Genomic DNA, 17,600 nt, shown 5'->3' on the forward strand with positions numbered 1-17,600 from the left:
GGGCGAAGCGGTGGGACCGGATGAACCCCACGATCCGGGCGGCGGCCTCCTGCCCGCCACGCGACACGGCAAACCGGCAGGGGAATGTCACCGCCCGGCAAGCCCGCGCGGACCCGCCCGGCGCTCTCGTACCGAGCCCGTACCGAGCCCGCGCTGAGCCCGTATCGAGCCTGTGCCGAGCCCGCGCTGAGCCCGTACGGCGCGGCCCCGGCGCCCGGGGTCCGGCGTTCAGCCGGCGCGGGCGCGGCCCTGGTGGCGTCCGGGGAACTCGCCGACCGTGACGTGCTCGGGGGTGACGCGCAGTACGCCGGCCTCGGGGTCGCCCACCGCGATGCCGCGCACCTCGACCCAGAACCCGCGTTCCGCGGGGTCGGCGGCGAACACCGCCACCCGGGGATCCCGCTCGGCCACCTCCCACGCGTCGTCGGCGGCGATCAGGCGCAGCTCGCCGCCCGGCCCGATCGCGCCGACCGCGCCGACCGCGAGCGCGCGCGGCCCGCCGGGAGCGGCGCAGGAGAGCACCACCTCCCGGGCGTGGGTGAAGGCCCGGCGCACGTCGCCGCTGAGGCCGACCGGGGGCCCGGCGTCACCCGGCAGGCGGTCGCCGCGACCGTCGTGCATGATCAGGGACGCCCGCCAGGGACCCGGCGACCCCTGCCACCACGCCTGCGCCGACCGGGCGGCGAACACCGCCGCGAACGCCGCCAGCGCCCCCGCGCCGCACCACCAGGCCAGGTCGTCCGCCCGGCCACGCCCGTACACGGCCAGGAGCGCCGACCCGCCGAGCGCCGCGGACGCGGCGGCCAGCGTGACCGCCGCCGCCACCAGCCACCGGTCGCCGCCGTGCGCCCGGCCGGAAAGGCGCCGACCGCGCGGGCCGCGCGAATCGTGCAGACCGCGCGGACCGTGCGGACTTCCCGGGCTTCTCTGACTTCGCTGACTTCGCTGACTTCGCTGACTTCGCGGGCTTCGCGGGCTTCGCGATCGCCGGGTCCCGCCGTACGCCCAGGCCGGCGCGAGCAGGACCACCGGCGCGACCGCCGCCCAGCGCGGCTCCCCGGTGATCCGGGCGGCCACCGCGACGGCGGCGAGCACCGACCACGCGCGGCCCGCCACCAGCCACAGGGTCACGTCGGCGGCACGCCGGGCCGTACGATCCCCGCCGGCGGCGGCGAACTGGGCCAGGGCGGTGACCGGCCGTCCCCGCCACGCCTCGGCCAGGACGCGCAGCACGAACACGGCGACGCCGTTGAGCAGGACCGTCCCGGCCAGGACGGCCCACGTGCCGTCGAGGTCCCCCGCCGCGGACCGGGAGACGGCTCGCGGCAGGGTGGCGACCGCCGCGACGTAGGCGGCGAGCGCGACCGGGGTCACCGACACGGACGCCGCGAGCCACACGTCCCGGGCGAGCATGCCGGGGACGTAGGGCCAGAGCCTGACGCGGCGGGCCTGCCGGAGAGTGATCGCCACGACGGCCGCGAGCACGGCCCCGCCGCCGATCTCCGCCCAGGTGGTCAGGCCGGTCCCGAAGGCCGTGACGGCCGCCGCGACGAGCGCCGCGGCCAGCAGCAGGCGGGTCTGCCTGGCCCACGACTCCAGGGCCCGTCTCGCCCGCCCGGTCTCGCGCGGATCCACCGGCCACGCCGGGTCGTGGTGGTCCCGGGGACTCTCCCAGCGCAGCAGCGCGAGTCCCAGGCCGACCCTCGCCCCGGCGTGCCCGTCCAGCAGACGCAGCGCCTCCCGATAGGCGCCCTCGGCGGCGCGGTGCTCGCCGCGCAGCAGCGCGAGGTCGCCGGCGAGGACGTGGGGGTCGGGCTCCTGCGGCGCGTAGCGCACGGCCCGCGCCGCCTGCGCCCGCGACTCCCGCCAGCGGCCGGGCACGTGCCGCAGGGCCGCGCCCAGCCGCAACCGCGCCGCCCAGGACCCCGGGGCCAGCCGTACGGCCTCCTCCGCGGCAGCGACGGCCTCGGCGGAGCGGCCGAGCCGTTCGAACGCGAGGCTGGCCAGGCGGTAGCCCCACCCGGCCGCGTGCTCGGCGCCCGGGTCGTGGTCCACCGCCCGGCGGGCGGCCTCCAGCGCGTCCTCGGGCCGGTCCTCGGCCAGCCGGCGCGCGGCCAGGACGCACCACTCGCGCGGGTCGCCGGGGTCCGTCGACAGGGGGGTTCCGTTCTCCACGGATCTCGTTCTCACCGGCCGCGGCCCCCGGGAGTCCGGGGGGCGTCACGTGTCTCGCCGGGCTCGCCGCAGGTCCCGCGCTCATCGGCCACGATGGCCATGATCTGCGCGGAGACGGCGTTTGCCTAGACGGCGGCCACATGCCTGTATCTCTCTAGAGAGGTCGCGCGCGCCGGCCCGCCCCGCGCCGGCCGGCGGCGCCGCCGTGAGCATGCCGTCGTGGACCGATACCCCGATGCCGACTCAATCAGTGCCCGACTTCGCCTAAGCTGCGTCGCATGTTCGTCCAGGCCGGCAAGACCCCCCGCCGCCGATGAGCGCCATGAGGGTCGCGGTGGCGCCCTCGCGGCGCGAGGGGGATCGGCGGGGCGAGACGAGCCGCTGGTCGGTCCTCGCCCTCCTCTGTTTCAGTCTGCTGCTGATCGCGGTGGACGCCACCGTCCTGCACATCGCGGTCCCGGCGCTGACCGCCGCGCTGGAGCCCAGCTCGGTGGAACTGCTGTGGATCATCGACGCCTACTCGCTGGTGGTCGCGCCGCTGCTGCTGACCTTCGGCACGCTCGGCGACCGCCACGGGCGCAAGCGCCTGGTGCTCGCCGGTTACCTGGTCTTCGGCGTCGCCTCGGCCGCGGCCGCCTTCGCGCCGACCCCGCTCGCCCTCATCTCCGCGCGGGTGCTCCTGGGCGTCGGCGGCGCCATGATCATGCCTGCCACGCTGTCCATCATCCGGCAGGTCTTCACCGACCGCAGGGAGCGCGCGCTCGCGCTGGGCGTGTGGAGCGCGGTCGCGGCGGCCGGGGCCGCGGTGGGGCCGGTCATCGGCGGCCTGCTCGTCGAGCACTTCTGGTGGGGCGCCGTCTTCCTGATCAACGTGCCGATCCTGCTGGTGCTGCTGCCCGCCGCCGCCAGGCTGCTGCCCGAGTGCCGCCCGCGCGACCCGAAGCCGTGGGACGCGCCCAGCGCGCTGCTGTCGGTGCTGGGCATCCTCGCGCTGGCCTTCGGGCTGAAGGAGGCGGGCTCCGGCCACCCGGCCGGGATCGCGGCGTTCGTCTGCGGGGCCGGGCTGCTGGTCTGGTTCGTGCGCCGGCAGCGGAGGCTGCCCTTCCCCCTGCTCGACCTCGAACTGTTCCGGCGGCGGGCCTTCTCCGTCGGCGTGACCGCGGTGCTGCTGACCGTCTTCGCCCTGGTGGGCCTGGAGCTGATGCTCGCCCAGTACCTCCAGCTCGTGCTCGGCGACAGCCCGCTCGGAGCCGCGGTCCGCATGCTGCCGCTGATGGTCGCCGCCATCTCCGGCGGGCTGGCCGGCGCGCGGCTGCTGCGCTGGTTCGGGCTGCGCGCCACGATGAGCGGCGGGCTCGCGCTGACCACCCTGTCGCTGATACCCCCGCTCACCTGGGGTACCGAGGGCCACCCGCTGGTCCTCGCGCTCTGCTTCGTCGGGATCGGCTTCGGCATCCAGGTCACCCTGCTGGCCGCCTCCGACACGATCATGTCGTCCGCCCCCGAGGAGCGCGCCGGCGGGGCCGCGGCGATCGAGGAGACGGCCTACGAACTGGGCGCCGGCCTGGGCGTGGCGATCCTCGGCACGGTCACCACCCTCGTCTACGCGCCCTCGCTGGCCCAGATCTCGGGCGTCTCGCCCGCCCTGATGGACGAGGCCCGCCAGTCGCTCGCCGCCGCCGCGCACGTGGCGCGGGAGGTCGGCGGCGACACCGGTACGGCGCTGCTGGACGCCGCCCGCGTCGCCTTCGTCTCCGGCCTGCACACCACGATCCTGGTGAGCCTGCTCCTGCTGGCCGGCACCGCCGCGGCCGTGGCGCTGCTGGTGCCGCGCGACCGGCGGGACGACGCGGACTGAACCGGCCCGGGGCCGGGACCGGGGCCGGGACCGGGGCCGGGACCGGGGCCGGGACCGGGGCCGGGACCGGGGCCGGGACCGGGGCCGGGACCGGGACCGGGACCGGGACCGGGACCGCCGGACCGGTCAAGGCGCTCGAGCCGGGCCCCGGGGGACGGGAGGCGCTTTCCCGGCCGCGCGCCGGGCGTTTGAGAAACCCGCTCGCGGTCAGCTATGGGCAGGAACGCGGAATCTCCCCAGAATGAGGAACCGTGCGACAAACCCTCCGCGATCTCGCCGCCCTGGCCGCCAGGCTGGGAGTGGGCGGGATCTTCTTCGCGAACGGCTGGCACAAGCTGGAGGCGGGCCTGACCGCCACCAATGACCAGTTCACGTCCCTGGGAGCGCCCGCGCCCGGGATCTGGGCCGCCGCGACGATGCTGATCGAGCTCGTCGGCGGGGTGCTCCTGGTGGCCGGGCTGGCGGTGCCCGCCTGCGGGCTGGTGCTGTTCGCCGAGGCCGCCGCGGTGTTCGCCGTGACCACCGGCGAGCACGGCCTGCCGCTGACCGGCGGGGACGTCAGCCTGGTGGTCGCGCTCGGCGCCGCCTCCGTCCTCCTCGCGGTCGTCGGCGCGGGCCGCCTGTCGGTCGACCACCTGCTGGTGATGAGGCGGCGGGAGGCCGAGGCCGCCCAGGACTTCGCCGCCGAGGCGGAGGCCGACGACGTCATCGCGGCGCTGCGCGAGCCGGAGTCCGCCCGGGACACCGGGGCCTCCGGAACCGCCGGGGCCGCCGGCCCCGCGGGTTCCGCGGGTTCCGCGGGTTCCGCGGGTTCCGCAGGGGCTGGAGGCGCCGGCCGGGTGGCGCCCGGCGGGGACACCGCGGAGTTCCCCGCCCGGCCGCGGGCGCACCCGTACGGCGGTCCGCGGGACACCGGGGAGGCGGGAGGGATCGCCGACGGGGACGCCCCCGGACCGCGGAGCGCCCCGGGCGACACCGCGGATCCGCGTGACGTCCCGGACGGCGGGCCCGCGGGCCCGGCCGGGAGCCACGACGACGTCCTGGTGGCCCGGCGGGACGAGCCCCGGAGAGACTGAGCCGCCCTTCCGCCGCGACCGCGGGAAGGGCGCGGCGATCGACGCCCCGCGGGACACCTGGGCGGCGTGGGAGGACGCGGCGGACGAGGCGTTCCGGACGGGGGTTCCGGACAGGTGCTCGGACGGGATGATTCGGGCGGCATGGGAGGATGCGGCGGATGGCGTCGCGCGGAGACCTCGGGCGGCGTTCGCCGTACCCGGGGGTTCGCCGCACGGCGGCGCCCGCCGTACCAGGACGCGAGGAGAGCCGATGATCCGCCGCTGGAACCCCGACGTCGTGGCCGCCCCGACCGGCCGCTACAGCCACCTGGCCACGGTGCCCGAGGGCCACGAGCTGGTGATGATCTCCGGGCAGCTCGGCGTGCTGCCGGACGGCACCCTCGTGGGCCCGGACGCGGAGTCCCAGGCGCGGCAGGTCTACGCCAACATCGAGCTGCTGCTCGAATCGATCGGCGCGACGCCGGCGCACCTGGTGAAGGTGTTCACGATGGTCGCGGGGACCGAGCACCTGCCGGGCTGCCGGGCGGCGATGGGCGAGGCGTTCGGCAGGTGGTTCCCGGACGGCGACTGGCCCGCCCAGTCGCTGGCGGTGGTCGCGGCCCTGGCCGCCCCCGAGCTGGCCGTCGAGGTGGAGGCCGTGGCCGCCGTCCCGCGCGCCGCCGGACGCGGCTAGCGGAGACCCGCGCCGGGCCGGGGACGGGGGTCGCCGGGACGCTCGCGGGTGAGGGCCTCGGCCCGGTCCTGTGCGGCGAGGACGTCGTCGCCGTGCTCGAACGCCCACTCCCCGAACGCCCCGATCAGCGGCACCAGGCTGCGCCCCAGGTCGGTCAGGCCGTACTCGACCCGCGGGGGCGCCTCCGGGTAGGCCCGCCGTTCGACGAGGCCGTTGTGCTCCAGCCTGCGGAGCGTCTCGGTGAGCACCTTCGGGCTGATCCCGCCGATCTCCTCGCGCAGCTCCCCCGGCCTGCGCGGGCCGGAGCGCAGTGCCCACAGCACGACGGCGTTCCAGGTGTTGCCGATCAGGTCGAAGGCGAGCCGTGCGCGGCAGTCGGCGAGGAACACGTCCACGTCCCCGATTATGGCGTCCCGTCGCACACCGAACGGTGCCTTACGGCTTCCCTATGGTCGTTCCCACCGGCCCGCGGCGCGGAGCCGGACCGGACGGCACGCGGACCGGATCACGCCCGGTCTCCGGGCCCCGGCCATGACGACAGGGGAGGACGAATGCGCATCGGCATCCTGGGGGCGGGCAACATGGCCGACGCCCTCGGCACGCACTGGGCCCGCGCGGGTCACGAGCTCATGGTGAGCGGCCGGGACGCGGCGAAGGCCGCGGCCCTGGCGGAGCGTCTCGGACCGGCTGCCCGCGCGGGCACCTGGGCCGAGGCCGCCGGGTTCGGGGAGACGGTGCTGCTGGCCGTACGCGCGGAGGCGGTGCCCGACGTCCTCGCGGCGGCCGGCGCGGCGGACGGGGCGCTGCGCGGGCGCGTGCTGATCGACTGCACCAACTCCGTGGTTCCCGGGGAGTTCTTCCTCACCACGGAAGGCGGCCCCTCGATGGCGCGGCGCGTCGCGGAGATCGCCGTCGGCGCCCGTGTCGTCAAGGCGTTCAACCTGTGCCACGAGGACGTCTGGCGGATGACGCCGCCCGTCTTCGACGGCGAACGGCTGGCCGTCCCGCTGTGCGGGGACGACCCGGGAGCGCTCGCGACAGTGCGTTCCCTGGTCGAGGACCTGGGCTGCGCGGCCGTCGAGGGCGGCGGGCTGGACCGCGCCGGGCTGCTGGAGGCGACGATGGCGTTCATGGTCGGCCTGTGGTTCCGCGGCGCGGACGCCCGGGCGGTCCTGCCGCCGGCGCGGTACGCGTTCGGCGACCCCGCCGCGACCGCCCGCTGATCAGGACCGGTGCGGGACGAGGCAGGGCGGCGCGGGCGGAACCGTTCGGAACGCGCCGAAACGTTCCGTTCCTACGGTCGGACCATGAACAGCGCGACCCATGACGAGCCGCTCGTCCGCCCGCACCACCCCCACGTGGTGATCACTCCGAACATCCTGTACTTCGGCACCCCCGTGGTCCTGCTCTCCACCGAGAACGAGGACGGGACGTTCAACCTCACGCCGATGTCCTCGGCGTGGGCACTGGGCTCGACGGTGGTGCTGGGCCTGGGCGCCGATGGACAGGGCGCGTGCAACCTCGCCGTCCGCCCCGACGTCGTGATCAGCCTCCCCTCACCGGAGCAGTGGCGGGCCGTGGAACGTCTGGCGCCGCTGACCGGGCGCGACCCGATCCCCGCCCGGAAGCGAGACGCGTTCCGGTTCGAGCCGGACAAGTTCGGCGCCGCGGGGCTGTGCCCCGAACCCTCCGAGCTGGTCCGCCCGCCGCGCGTGGCCGGCTGCCCGCTCCAGCTGGAGGCCCGGGCGACGAGCGTACGGCCGGACACCGCCGGGCGGTTCCTCATCATCGAGACCGAGGTGCTCCGGGTGCACGCCGCCCCGCACATCGTGATCCCCGGGACCCAGCACGTCGATCCCACCGCCTGGAGCCCGTTGATCTACAACTTCCGGCACTACCACGGCCTCGGGCCCGAACTGGGCCACAGCTTCCGCTCCGAGACGCCGCGCCCACGCCCGGGGGAGCCGGCTCCGGGCGCCGGGGAGGACTCCCGTCCGCGCCCGGCGCCGTAGCCGACCGGCGGTCTACCGGCCGCGCTGCTGGGCCGGGACCCCGACCCGGTCCACGATCGCCTCCGCGCCCTCCTGCCGGGCGCAGTTCGCGCAGCAGTACCAGCGCCCGTCGGCCTCCACCCCGTGCCCGACGATCCGCACGCCGCAGTGCTCGCAGACCGGAGCCATGCTGCTGATCGCGCACTCGAAGCTGTCGAAGACGTGCACGGCCCCCTGGGCGTGCACCTCGAAGCACATGTCGTAGTCGTTGTCGCAGACCTCACACCGAGCCATGTCTCCCCCCGAAAACCGGCGTCATCGCCGTGGGTCTACCCGCCCGGGGGCGGCCTCAGACGAAGCCGGTCGAACATTGACCCGCCCCCGCGGGGCTCCGTCCCGTGCCCGGGCGGGATCGGGGTCAGGCGGAGGCCGGCATTCCGGGGGCGGCCGCGGGCCGCGTGCGGAAGACGATGACCGGGCCGGCGGGCTCGGGATGGCAGACGGAGCAGCCCGGGTCGCTGCAGGCCACGGGGCACGTGCCCCGGCCGCACCAGTGCTCGGAAACGGTCTCGCAGGCCGCGGCGTGGACGGGAGTGGGCTCGATGACGTTCACTTCACCCCCGCCCCTTTCACGTCTCCGTCATGGTAAGTCAACACACGCCGCGTAAGAGGGCGCAATCACCATCTTCCCCGGGCCTTCCGGCCCTCCCGGGGGCTCCGGCGGCGGCGCCGCCCGGTGGATGTCACACACTCGGAGGGTGTCCCGTCCTCCATGTGTGAAGACCGATGAAGATCTCGCCGCCGAGTTCGCCGCCATCCGGCCCCGCCTGGTGGGCGTGGCCTACGGCCTGCTCGGCAGCATCGACGAGGCCGAGGACGTGGTTCAGGACGCCTGGTTCCGGCTGGGCCGCGTCGGTCGCGCGGAGATCCGGGACGTCACGGGCTGGCTGGTGGTCACGGTCTCCCGGCTCGCGCTGGACGTGCTGCGCTCGGCGCGGGTGCGCCGGGAGGAGTACGTCGGGCCGTGGCTGCCCGAGCCGGTGGTGGACGGGGGCGACCCTGCCGACCGGGTGACGCTGGACGAGTCGATGAGCATGGCGATGCTCGTCGTGCTGGAGTCGCTCAGCCCGGCCGAGCGCACCGCGTTCGTGCTGCACGACGTGTTCGGGCTGCCGTTCGACGAGGTGGGCCGGGCCGTGGGCCGCTCACCGGCCGCCTGCCGCCAGCTCGCCGCCCGGGCCCGCCGGCACGTCGCGGCGCGGGCGCCCCGGTTCGAGGTGGACGCCGCCGAGCACCGCAGGGTGGTCGAGGCGTTCGCCCGGGCCGGCGCCGGAGACGACATCGGCGCGCTGATGGAGCTGCTCGACCCCGACGTGGTGCTGCGCAGCGACGGGGGCGGCCTGGTCACCGCGGCCAGGCGGCCCGTCCGCGGCGCCGACCGGGTGGCCCGTTTCCTGCTCGGGGTCACCAGGCGGTACGGGTCCTCCCACGGGTTCGCGCCGGTCATGGTCAACGGCTGGCCGGGGCTGCTGCGGTCCCGGCGGGACGCGACGCCCGCCGTCTACGCGCTGAACACGGCCGGCGGCCGGATCACCGAGATCTACATCGTGATGAACCCGGAGAAACTAAGGAGCATTCCATGAAGGAACGGATGAACGTCGCCGAGCTGGCCCCCGAGGGTTACGAGGCCATGCGGGGCCTGGAGAAGTACCTCCACCGCAGCGGCCTGTCGAAGACCACGCTGGAGCTGGTGAAGCTGCGGGCCAGCCAGATCAACGGCTGCGGCTTCTGCGTGGACATGCACAGCCACGAGGCCAAGAAGGCCGGCGAGAGCGACGAGCGGCTGTTCTCGGTGGTCGCCTGGCGGGAGGCGCCGTACTACACCGACGCCGAGCGGGCGGCGCTGGCCCTGACCGAGGAGGCCACCCGGCTCAGCGACCGACCGGAGGCGGTGCCGGACCACGTGTGGGAGGAGGCGGCCCGGCACTTCGAGCCGCCGCTCCTGGCCTCGCTCGTGGTGGCGATCGCGACGATCAACGCCTGGAACCGGATCTGCGTCACCACACGTAAGATCGCGGGTTCTCTCCGCCACCAAACCGGTTGATCCGGAGGGGATGACGGGGCTAGGTTGGCTCGCACGGGCTTTCCGTGCGAGCCAGCCTTTTACGCGGGCCCGCGAAGGGGAATGCCGGGTGATATCGGACACACCGGGCGCGAGGAAAAAGGAGGCGGACCATGCGTCGCAGCAAGACCATCAGGCCGCGCGACCGGCGCCGCCGCACCATCGGCACCGAACCGGACCTGCGGACCCCGTCGGGCCGGATGCTCCCTTATTGAACGTCCCTTTACAGTGGTTTTACGCGATTCTCTGTAGACAACTCGCGTAACGGAATCATCACGCCGGGGGGCTCAATGAGGAGACTTGCGGTCGTGCCACCTCAGGTCGCACGGCTCAAGATCAGAGATATCCGTTCCGCGAAGCACCGCAGGACCGCCGGGGACGGCAAGGTCGTGGACCTTCGCGCCTACGCCGGACGGAACGTCGTGCTCTTCCCGCGCACGAGCGGCCCCACACCGGCGGCCTGACCGCCCGGGAGAAGGCAGGGGTGCTCCCCCGCCGGGACTCCAGTGAAAGACCCGCCTGGTGCGGGTCTTTCTGTTCTCCCGGGGCCGCTCTTCCCGGAATCGTCGCGGATCTCCCCGGCGACCCGCCGCAGTCCACAGAACGGAATACTATGTTCCGTAACTATAGTGGAGACATGGAGACGACACCGGCCCCGATGAGCGGACGCAAGGCCCAGGCTGCCCGGAACGACCAGGTGATCCTCGAAGCGGCGCGGGCGGTCTTCGTCGCCGACCCCGACGCTCCGATCTCGGCGGTGGCCGAGCGGGCGGGGGTGGGCATCAGCGCGCTCTACCGCCGCTACGCCGGCAAGGAGGACCTTCTGCGTAAGCTCTGCTCCGACGGCCTGCGGACCTACATCGCCGAGGCCGAGGCGGCCCTGTCCGGCCAGGACGACCCGTGGGAGGCGCTCGCCGGTTTCATGCGGCGCGTCGTGGACGCCGACGTCCACTCCCTGACGATCAACCTCGCCGGGACCTTCACCCCGACCGAGGATCTCGGGCGCGAGGCCGCCCGCGCCGGCGGGCTCGCCGAGCAGGTCTTCGACCGCGCCGTCCGGGCGGGTGCCGTACGGCCGGGCCTGAACACCTCCGACATGTCGCTGATCTTCGACCAGCTCGCCGCCCTCCACCTCGGCGACGAGGAGCGCACCGCGCAGATACGGCGCCGCCACCTCGCCCTGATGCTGGACGCCCTGCGCCTGACCTCGGCTCCTCCCCCGCCCGGCCCGCCGCCGACCGCCGAGGAGGTCACCCGCCGCTGGACGGCCCGCTGACCCGGGCCGCACCGGTCCGGTCGGCGTCGATCAGGTGACGCGGGCGGGTGCCGAGCGACTCCGGCCCGGGACGGGGAAATCCACTCGCCTGATGTAACAGCACTGTTGTATTTTCGGGATCCTTCGCCCAGCCGCGCCGTCACACCGTACGGCGCATCACCGAAGGGAATCCGACATGACCCGGCCCCCCGCTCCGATCGAGCCCTACGACCACGGCATGCTCGACGTCGGCGACGGCAACCTCGTCCACTGGGAGGTGTACGGCAACCCCGAGGGGAAGCCCGCCCTCGTCGTGCACGGCGGCCCCGGGGCGGGGTCCTCGGCCCGCCACCCCCGCTCCTTCGACCCCGAGCGTTACCGGGTCGTCCTGTTCGACCAGCGCGGCTGCGGGCGCAGCACCCCGCACGCGAGCGACCCCGCCGCCGACATGAGCGTCAACACCACCGAGCACCTGCTGGCCGACATGGAACGGCTGCGCGAGCACCTGGGCATCGACCGCTGGCTGCTGTTCGGCGGCTCGTGGGGATCCACGCTCATCCTCGCCTACGCCGAGCGCCACCCCGAGCGGGTGTCGGAGATCGTCATCCCCGCCGTCACCATGACCCGGCCTTCGGAGACCGACTGGCTGTACCGGGGCGTCGGCCGGTTCTTCCCCGAGGCGTGGGACCGGTTCCGGGCCGGCGTCCCCGAGGCCGACCGCGACGGCGACCTGCTCGCCGCCTACGCCCGGCTCATGGAGCACCCCGACGCCGAGGTGCGGGCCAGGGCGGCGACCGACTGGCTTGCCTGGGAGGACGCGGTGATCTCCATGGAGCCGAACGGCAAGAAGGGCGCCTACAGCGACCGGCCGTCCGACGAGATGCTGGCGTTCGTCCGGATCTGCGCCCACTACTTCTCCCACGACGCCTGGCTGGAGGATGGTGTGCTGCTGCGGGAGGCGCACCGGCTGGCCGGCATCCCGGGCGTGCTGATCCACGGCCGCCACGACCTGGGCAGCCCGGTCTCCACCGCCTGGGAGCTCGCCCAGGCCTGGCCGGACGCGAAGCTGGTCATCGTCGAGGACTCCGGCCACACCGGCAGCGACACCATGCGCGACGAGATCCGCGCCGCGCTCGACCGCTTCGCCGTACGGTGATCCTCCGGCGCGCGCCGGGGAGCCGGTCATCCCGGTCTCCGGCGCGCGCCGCCCCCGTCGGCCTCCCCGCTCCCGGGTGTTTCCGCGCCCGTCGGCCACCCGTCCCCGCTGGATCGGTCCAGGTCGGCGTGAGCTGCGGGAGCGGTCCGGCCGGTCTCGGCCGACGGGCGAACCGGCCGGAATCCGTCATGAAATAAAGCCGGACATCCCGAACAAATCCTGATCTTCCCGCGTCGAACGACGGGGAAGATCGCTCCCTGGCTCGTCCGGACGACGAGCGTCGCAAGACGATGGGATGAGTAAGTGCTCAAGCCGACAAGCAGGATCATCATCGCCGCAGCCCTCTCCGCGGGCGCGGTCATGGCGAACCCGGCGTACGCCGTGGCGGCCTCCTACACCCCGGAGGGCGTCTGCGGCGCCGGGTTCGGCAGGGTGAACGACGGCAGCCGGGTGGTCAAGACCTCCACCGGCAAGGTCTACGGCCGCGTCTACCTGCTCTACAACCGCTCGACCGGTTTCAACTGCGTGACCACCATCAAGTCGAGCTTCATCGGCAGCGCCACCTACACCATGGCCCGGCTGGAGGTGCAGACCAAGCGCATCAAGCGCGAGCCGATGCGGACCGTGGAAAAGCACGCCGAGGGAAAGTACAAGTACTACGCCGGCCCGGTGAAGCTGTACGCCAAGGGCCACTGCGTGAAGTACTGGGGCATCATCAAGTCCAGCGGCCGCGCCCCCCAGATCCCGACCGGCGGCCAGGCGTCCCAGATCGCGACCGGCGGCCGGGCGTCCTGGGACAACTGCGGCTGACGGCCGCTGAGGAGCTCGCCGCGCCCCGGAAGGCCGCGCTCCCCCGGTCAGGCGAACGGGCGCCGGCCGACCGCCGGCGCCCGTCACGCCGCTCACACGCGGGGGCGGTGCGCCCGGCCGTCCGCCGGGCGCACCGCCCCCGCCTCCGCCTCCGCGAAGAGGCGCCGTGATCAGCTGCAGCCGCTGGTGGAGCCGCAGCCCTCGCAGACGTAGCAGCTGCCGGCCGGGCGCATCTTGGTGCCGCAGGTCAGGCAGAGCGGCGCGTCGGCGGTCCGGCCCTGGTGGGACTCCAGGGAGCCGCCGCGCTCCGGCCCGGTCTCGGCCGCCGGGGCTTCCGCGGCGCCGGCCTCCTCACCGGACCTGGCCTGCTCGATCGGAGCCGAGGTGGCCAGCTCGGCGATGACCTCGGCGGTGTGCAGCGCGGCCGGGTCCTCGCCGCGCTGCTGGGCGGCCCGCTCGGAGGCGGAGAAGATGCCCAGGGCGGCCCGCTCGTCATAGGGCAGGTAGTCCAGCGCCAGGCGGCGGAAGATGTAGTCCATCACCGAGGCGGCCATGCGGATGTCCGGGTCGTCGGTCATGCCCGCCGGGTCGAAGCGCATGTTGACGAACTTGCTGACGTAGGTCTCCAGCGGCACGCCGTACTGCAGGCCGATGGAGATGGCGACCGAGAAGGCGTCCATGACGCCCGCGAGGGTCGAGCCCTGCTTGGACATCTTCAGGAAGACCTCGCCGAGACCGTCGTCGGGGTAGGACGAGGCGGTCATGTAGCCCTTGGCGCCGCCCACGGTGAAGCGGGTGGTGGTGCTGGGGCGCTGGTTCGGCATCCGGCGGCGGGTCGGGCGGCCGACCTCCACGATCTGGACCTGCGGCTGCGCGGCCTGCTCGGCGGGCTGCTCGGCCGTCTTGTCCTCGGGCTTCTTGCCCGCGGCCGACAGCGGCTGGCCGACCTTGCAGTTGTCGCGGTAGACCGCCAGGGCCTTGAGGCCGAGTTTCCAGCCGGCCATGTAGACCTGCTCGATGTCCTCGATCGTGGCCGACTCGGGCAGGTTGACCGTCTTGGAGATGGCGCCGGACAGGAACGGCTGTACGGCGGCCATCATACGGACGTGGCCCATGGGGGCGATCGCCCGCTCGCCCATGGCGCAGTCGAACACCTCGTAGTGCTCGGGGCGCAGGCCCGGGGCGTCCACGACGTGGCCGTTGGCGGCGATGTACTCGACGATCGCCTCGACCTGCTCCTCCTGGTAGCCCAGACGGCGCAGGGCCCGCGGGATCGTCTGGTTGACGATCTGCATGGAACCGCCGCCGACGAGCTTCTTGAACTTCACCAGGGCGAGGTCGGGCTCGATGCCGGTGGTGTCGCAGTCCATCATCAGGCCGATGGTGCCGGTGGGCGCCAGCAGCGACGCCTGGGCGTTGCGGTAGCCGTTCTTCTCGCCGAGCTTCAGGCACTCGGCCCACTGGCGGGTCGCCTCGGCGTGGAGGGCCTTGTCCATGGCCTCCAGCGTGCGCAGGTCGTCGTTGGCCGCGGCGTGCTTGCGCATGACGCGCTTGTGGGCCTCGGTGTTGCGGGCGTAGCCGTCGTACGGTCCCACGACCCCGGCCAGCTCGGCGCTGCGGCGGTAGGAGACGCCGGTCATCAGCGAGGTGATGGCGCCGGCGATGGCCCGGCCGCCCTCGGAGTCGTAGGCGTGGCCGGTGGCCATGAGCAGCGCGCCGAGGTTGGCGTAGCCGATGCCGAGCTGGCGGTAGGCGCGGGTGGTCTCGGCGATCTTCTCGGTCGGGAAGTCGGCGAAGGTGATGGAGACGTCCATCGCGGTGATGACCAGCTCGGTCACCTTCACGAAGGCCGCGACGTCGAAGCTGTCGTCTTCCTTCAGGAACTTCAGCAGGTTGATGCTGGCGAGGTTGCAGGAGGAGTTGTCCAGGTGGAGGTACTCCGAGCACGGGTTGCTGGCGGTGATGCGGCCCGTCTCGGGGCTGGTGTGCCAGTCGTTGATCGTGTCGTCGTACTGGACGCCCGGGTCGGCGCACTCCCAGGCGGCCTTGGCCATCTTGCGGAACAGGTCGCGGGCGTCGACCGTCTCGATGACCTCGCCGGTGAGACGGGCGCGCAGGCCGAACCGGCCGCCGTCCTCCACCGCGCGCATGAACTCGTCGGAGACGCGCACCGAGTTGTTGGCGTTCTGGTACTGGACGGAGACGATGTCCTTGCCGCCCAGGTCCATGTCGAACCCGGCGTCGCGCAGCGCGCGGACCTTGTCCTCCTCGCGCGCCTTGGTCTCGATGAACTCCTCGACGTCGGGGTGGTCGACGTCCAGGACGACCATCTTGGCCGCGCGGCGGGTCGCGCCGCCGGACTTGATGGTGCCCGCGGAGGCGTCCGCGCCGCGCATGAAGGAGACCGGGCCGCTGGCCGTACCGCCGCTGGAGAGCAGCTCCTTGGAGGAGCGGATCCGGGAGAGGTTCACGCCGGAGCCCGAACCGCCCTTGAAGATCACACCCTCTTCCTTGTACCAGTCGAGGATCGACTCCATGGTGTCGTCGACGGCGAGGATGAAGCAGGCGCTCACCTGCTGCGGCGAGGCGGTGCCGACGTTGAACCACACCGGCGAGTTGAAGCTGAAGACCTGGTTGACCAGGGCGTGCTTGAGCTCGTGGTCGAAGATCTCGGCGTCCTCGTCGGTGGCGAAGTAGCCGTTCTCCACCGCGGTCCTGGTGTAGACGCCCACCACGCGGTCGACCAGCTGCTTGAGGCTCCACTCGCGCTGCGGGGTGCCCACCGCGCCGCGGAAGTACTTGGTGGTCACGATGTTGGCGGCGTTGACCGACCAGGACTCGGGGAACTCCACGCCCCGCTGCTCGAAGTTGATCGAGCCGTCCCGCCAGTTGGTCATGACGACGTCACGGCGCTCCCAGGACACCTCGTCGTAGGGATGCACCCCGGGGGTGGTGAAGATGCGCTTCATCTTCATCCCCTTGCGCAGCCGCTTGCCCCCGCCCGCGGTCGTACCGCTGACCGTCTCCGTCATGACTTCCCCCTTCCGGGGCCCCGCTTCGCGGAACCCACGAGTCGGACCACATCAACGCGCCGCTCTGGCCCCCGGCGCCCGGGGTTTGAATTCAGTCCTGCTTGGCGGAGCGTTCCGCGCGCAGCTGCTCGATCTCGGCCTCGAAGTCGGCCAGGGTCTCGAAGCCGCGGTAGACGGAGGCGAACCGGAGATACGCCACCTCGTCCAGCTCGCGCAGCGGGCCCAGGATCGCCAGCCCCACCTCGTGCGCCGCGATCTCGGCCGATCCCGTCGCCCGGATGCTCTCCTCCACCCGCTGGCCCAGCTGGGCGAGGGAGTCCTCGCTCACCGGACGCCCCTGGCAGGCCCGCCGCACTCCGGCGATCACCTTGTCCCGGAAGAACGGCTCGGTCACCCCGCTGCGCTTGCTGACCATGAGCAGGACGGTCTCCTGCGTGGTGAACCTGCGGCCGCATTCGGGGCACGTGCGCCTGCGGCGGATGGCACCGCCGTCGTCGGTGGACCGGCTGTCGATGACCCGCGTGTCAGGGTGACGACAGAACGGACAGTGCACGCGGGTCGCCTCCTTGGCCTGCCGTGACCCCGCACCCTGTGTTTCGCCTCGTGCGTCCCGCAAATCCCATGGCAGGGGCGCTCGCGCACATCTTCCAAAGGTCGAAATGCGGTAACGAAAACACAATCTATGGTGAGCTTCGCCGGTGGAGCCACTAGATGTTGTGGTCCAACGGTAGGAGGGTCGGACCATGAACGCAAGTCAGCCGGACCCCGCGCGCCGAAGTCGCTGATCAGCGCGCCGCCTCGGCGTGTCTCCCCCTCCTGCCCCGCCGGTCACGGTGGTAACACCCCCCATTGCCCCTTTTCGTCCTCACGACCCACGACCCACGACGCCGTCGCGCCCTGGCGCCCCGGCGGCCGGCGGGGCGCCGGGGCGCGCCGTCACCCTCCGGGGCGCGTCGCCGCGGCGATCGCGATGATCACGGCGCCGCCCGCCAGGGCGCGGCGTCGCCGGGGGCCGGGGCGCGCGAGGAGTCGGCGCACCCCGGATAGCCGACCCCGAGGGTCGCGTCGACACGGGGAGCGAGCCACAGCGCCCCCAGGGTGACGAGCGTGAGGACCGCCAGCACGACGGCCCTGCCCCGCCTGGTGAGCCGGACCGGCGCACCAGGGTATCGGACGTTCCCCGGCGGCCCGGGCCTGCGGCCGGGCCGCCGCCGGGACCGTCGCGCCGCCATCTCCGCCGCGGTCGTCTTCATATTGACCCCACCCCCTCCGACCTGGTCGAACACACGTCGAGGAAAGATCGGTGAATCGAACACGATGTCGATCGAACTCCCGTACGATGTTGTACACCACGCCGTCGGTCATTTCGAGGAAGACTCGAACAGTTGTTTGAACATGATCTTCGACGGCGGTACGGTCGCTGTGTGCGACACGGGCAATACAGACCGGGAG

17 protein-coding genes and 1 pseudogene are annotated in these 17,600 nt (G+C 73.3%); 11 read left to right on the forward strand and 7 right to left on the reverse strand.

The annotated features are described in order from the left end of the window. Positions 1 to 228: 228 nt before the first annotated feature. Positions 229 to 2,175, reverse strand: coding sequence for a hypothetical protein (locus tag ACQP10_RS28260; RefSeq protein ID WP_433540044.1), 1,947 nt, complete (start codon positions 2,173 to 2,175; stop codon positions 229 to 231). A gap of 322 nt (positions 2,176 to 2,497) precedes the next feature. On the opposite strand from ACQP10_RS28260, the gene ACQP10_RS28265 reads away from it, so the two are divergent. The 3 genes from ACQP10_RS28265 to ACQP10_RS28275 all read left to right on the forward strand — a co-directional run bounded on the left by ACQP10_RS28265 (position 2,498) and on the right by ACQP10_RS28275 (position 5,782). Then, complete coding sequence (locus ACQP10_RS28265) at positions 2,498 to 4,033, forward strand: MFS transporter (protein WP_346023163.1); 1,536 nt, start codon at positions 2,498 to 2,500, stop codon at positions 4,031 to 4,033. A 251-nt stretch (positions 4,034 to 4,284) separates the two neighbouring features. Continuing rightward, positions 4,285 to 5,109: a DoxX family membrane protein gene (locus ACQP10_RS28270; protein ID WP_433540045.1), complete on the forward strand. Its 825-nt coding sequence runs from the start codon at positions 4,285 to 4,287 to the stop codon at positions 5,107 to 5,109. Between the two features lie 250 nt (positions 5,110 to 5,359). Then, complete coding sequence (locus ACQP10_RS28275) at positions 5,360 to 5,782, forward strand: RidA family protein (RefSeq protein ID WP_399499472.1); 423 nt, start codon at positions 5,360 to 5,362, stop codon at positions 5,780 to 5,782. Here ACQP10_RS28275 and ACQP10_RS28280 read toward each other — a convergent pair. Next, entirely contained in the window at positions 5,779 to 6,177 is a 399-nt protein-coding gene (locus ACQP10_RS28280; RefSeq protein ID WP_346023165.1) for a winged helix-turn-helix transcriptional regulator, read from the reverse strand. The genes ACQP10_RS28275 and ACQP10_RS28280 overlap by 4 nt on opposite strands. 150 nt (positions 6,178 to 6,327) lie before the next feature. On the opposite strand from ACQP10_RS28280, the pseudogene ACQP10_RS28285 reads away from it, so the two are divergent. Beyond that, positions 6,328 to 7,005: pseudogene (locus ACQP10_RS28285) on the forward strand (NADPH-dependent F420 reductase); the annotation flags it as partial. An 84-nt stretch (positions 7,006 to 7,089) separates the two neighbouring features. Further along, positions 7,090 to 7,794, forward strand: a complete 705-nt coding sequence (locus ACQP10_RS28290; protein WP_399499473.1) for a flavin reductase family protein — start codon at positions 7,090 to 7,092, stop codon at positions 7,792 to 7,794. A 12-nt stretch (positions 7,795 to 7,806) separates the two neighbouring features. Here ACQP10_RS28290 and ACQP10_RS28295 read toward each other — a convergent pair whose 3' ends face one another. Then, positions 7,807 to 8,067, reverse strand: a complete 261-nt coding sequence (locus tag ACQP10_RS28295) for a hypothetical protein (RefSeq protein ID WP_179826642.1) — start codon at positions 8,065 to 8,067, stop codon at positions 7,807 to 7,809. Positions 8,068 to 8,191: 124 nt separating this feature from the next. Further along, positions 8,192 to 8,386: a hypothetical protein gene (locus ACQP10_RS28300; RefSeq protein ID WP_179826640.1), complete on the reverse strand. Its 195-nt coding sequence runs from the start codon at positions 8,384 to 8,386 to the stop codon at positions 8,192 to 8,194. Between the two features lie 163 nt (positions 8,387 to 8,549). On the opposite strand from ACQP10_RS28300, the gene sigJ reads away from it, so the two are divergent. From sigJ to ACQP10_RS28330, 6 genes are all read left to right on the forward strand, one after another. Further along, complete coding sequence (sigJ, locus tag ACQP10_RS28305) at positions 8,550 to 9,416, forward strand: RNA polymerase sigma factor SigJ (RefSeq protein ID WP_346023167.1); 867 nt, start codon at positions 8,550 to 8,552, stop codon at positions 9,414 to 9,416. Continuing rightward, complete coding sequence (locus ACQP10_RS28310; RefSeq protein ID WP_179826637.1) at positions 9,413 to 9,877, forward strand: carboxymuconolactone decarboxylase family protein; 465 nt, start codon at positions 9,413 to 9,415, stop codon at positions 9,875 to 9,877. Before sigJ ends, ACQP10_RS28310 begins: the two co-directional genes overlap by 4 nt. A 326-nt stretch (positions 9,878 to 10,203) precedes the next feature. Further along, positions 10,204 to 10,359, forward strand: a complete 156-nt coding sequence (locus tag ACQP10_RS28315) for a hypothetical protein (protein WP_179826551.1) — start codon at positions 10,204 to 10,206, stop codon at positions 10,357 to 10,359. A gap of 173 nt (positions 10,360 to 10,532) precedes the next feature. Next, positions 10,533 to 11,171: a TetR/AcrR family transcriptional regulator gene (locus ACQP10_RS28320; protein ID WP_246424732.1), complete on the forward strand. Its 639-nt coding sequence runs from the start codon at positions 10,533 to 10,535 to the stop codon at positions 11,169 to 11,171. 175 nt (positions 11,172 to 11,346) lie between these two features. Then, positions 11,347 to 12,306: a prolyl aminopeptidase gene (gene pip, locus ACQP10_RS28325; RefSeq protein ID WP_179826636.1), complete on the forward strand. Its 960-nt coding sequence runs from the start codon at positions 11,347 to 11,349 to the stop codon at positions 12,304 to 12,306. Positions 12,307 to 12,609: 303 nt separating this feature from the next. Further along, positions 12,610 to 13,116, forward strand: coding sequence for a hypothetical protein (locus ACQP10_RS28330; protein ID WP_179826635.1), 507 nt, complete (start codon positions 12,610 to 12,612; stop codon positions 13,114 to 13,116). 170 nt (positions 13,117 to 13,286) lie between these two features. Here the strand turns inward: ACQP10_RS28330 and ACQP10_RS28335 are convergent, their stop codons facing one another. The 3 genes from ACQP10_RS28335 to ACQP10_RS28345 form a co-directional block, all read right to left on the reverse strand. Then, complete coding sequence (locus ACQP10_RS28335; RefSeq protein ID WP_179826634.1) at positions 13,287 to 16,148, reverse strand: vitamin B12-dependent ribonucleotide reductase; 2,862 nt, start codon at positions 16,146 to 16,148, stop codon at positions 13,287 to 13,289. Between the two features lie 91 nt (positions 16,149 to 16,239). Further along, a complete protein-coding gene (gene nrdR, locus ACQP10_RS28340; protein WP_179826633.1) occupies positions 16,240 to 16,701 on the reverse strand; it encodes a transcriptional regulator NrdR in 462 nt (153 codons plus the stop codon). A gap of 421 nt (positions 16,702 to 17,122) precedes the next feature. Next, complete coding sequence (locus ACQP10_RS28345; RefSeq protein WP_390002181.1) at positions 17,123 to 17,401, reverse strand: hypothetical protein; 279 nt, start codon at positions 17,399 to 17,401, stop codon at positions 17,123 to 17,125. Positions 17,402 to 17,600: the final 199 nt, after the last annotated feature.

Source organism: Streptosporangium sandarakinum (assembly GCF_050942225.1).
In the GTDB taxonomy this organism is placed as follows: Bacteria; Actinomycetota; Actinomycetes; order Streptosporangiales; family Streptosporangiaceae; genus Streptosporangium; species Streptosporangium nondiastaticum.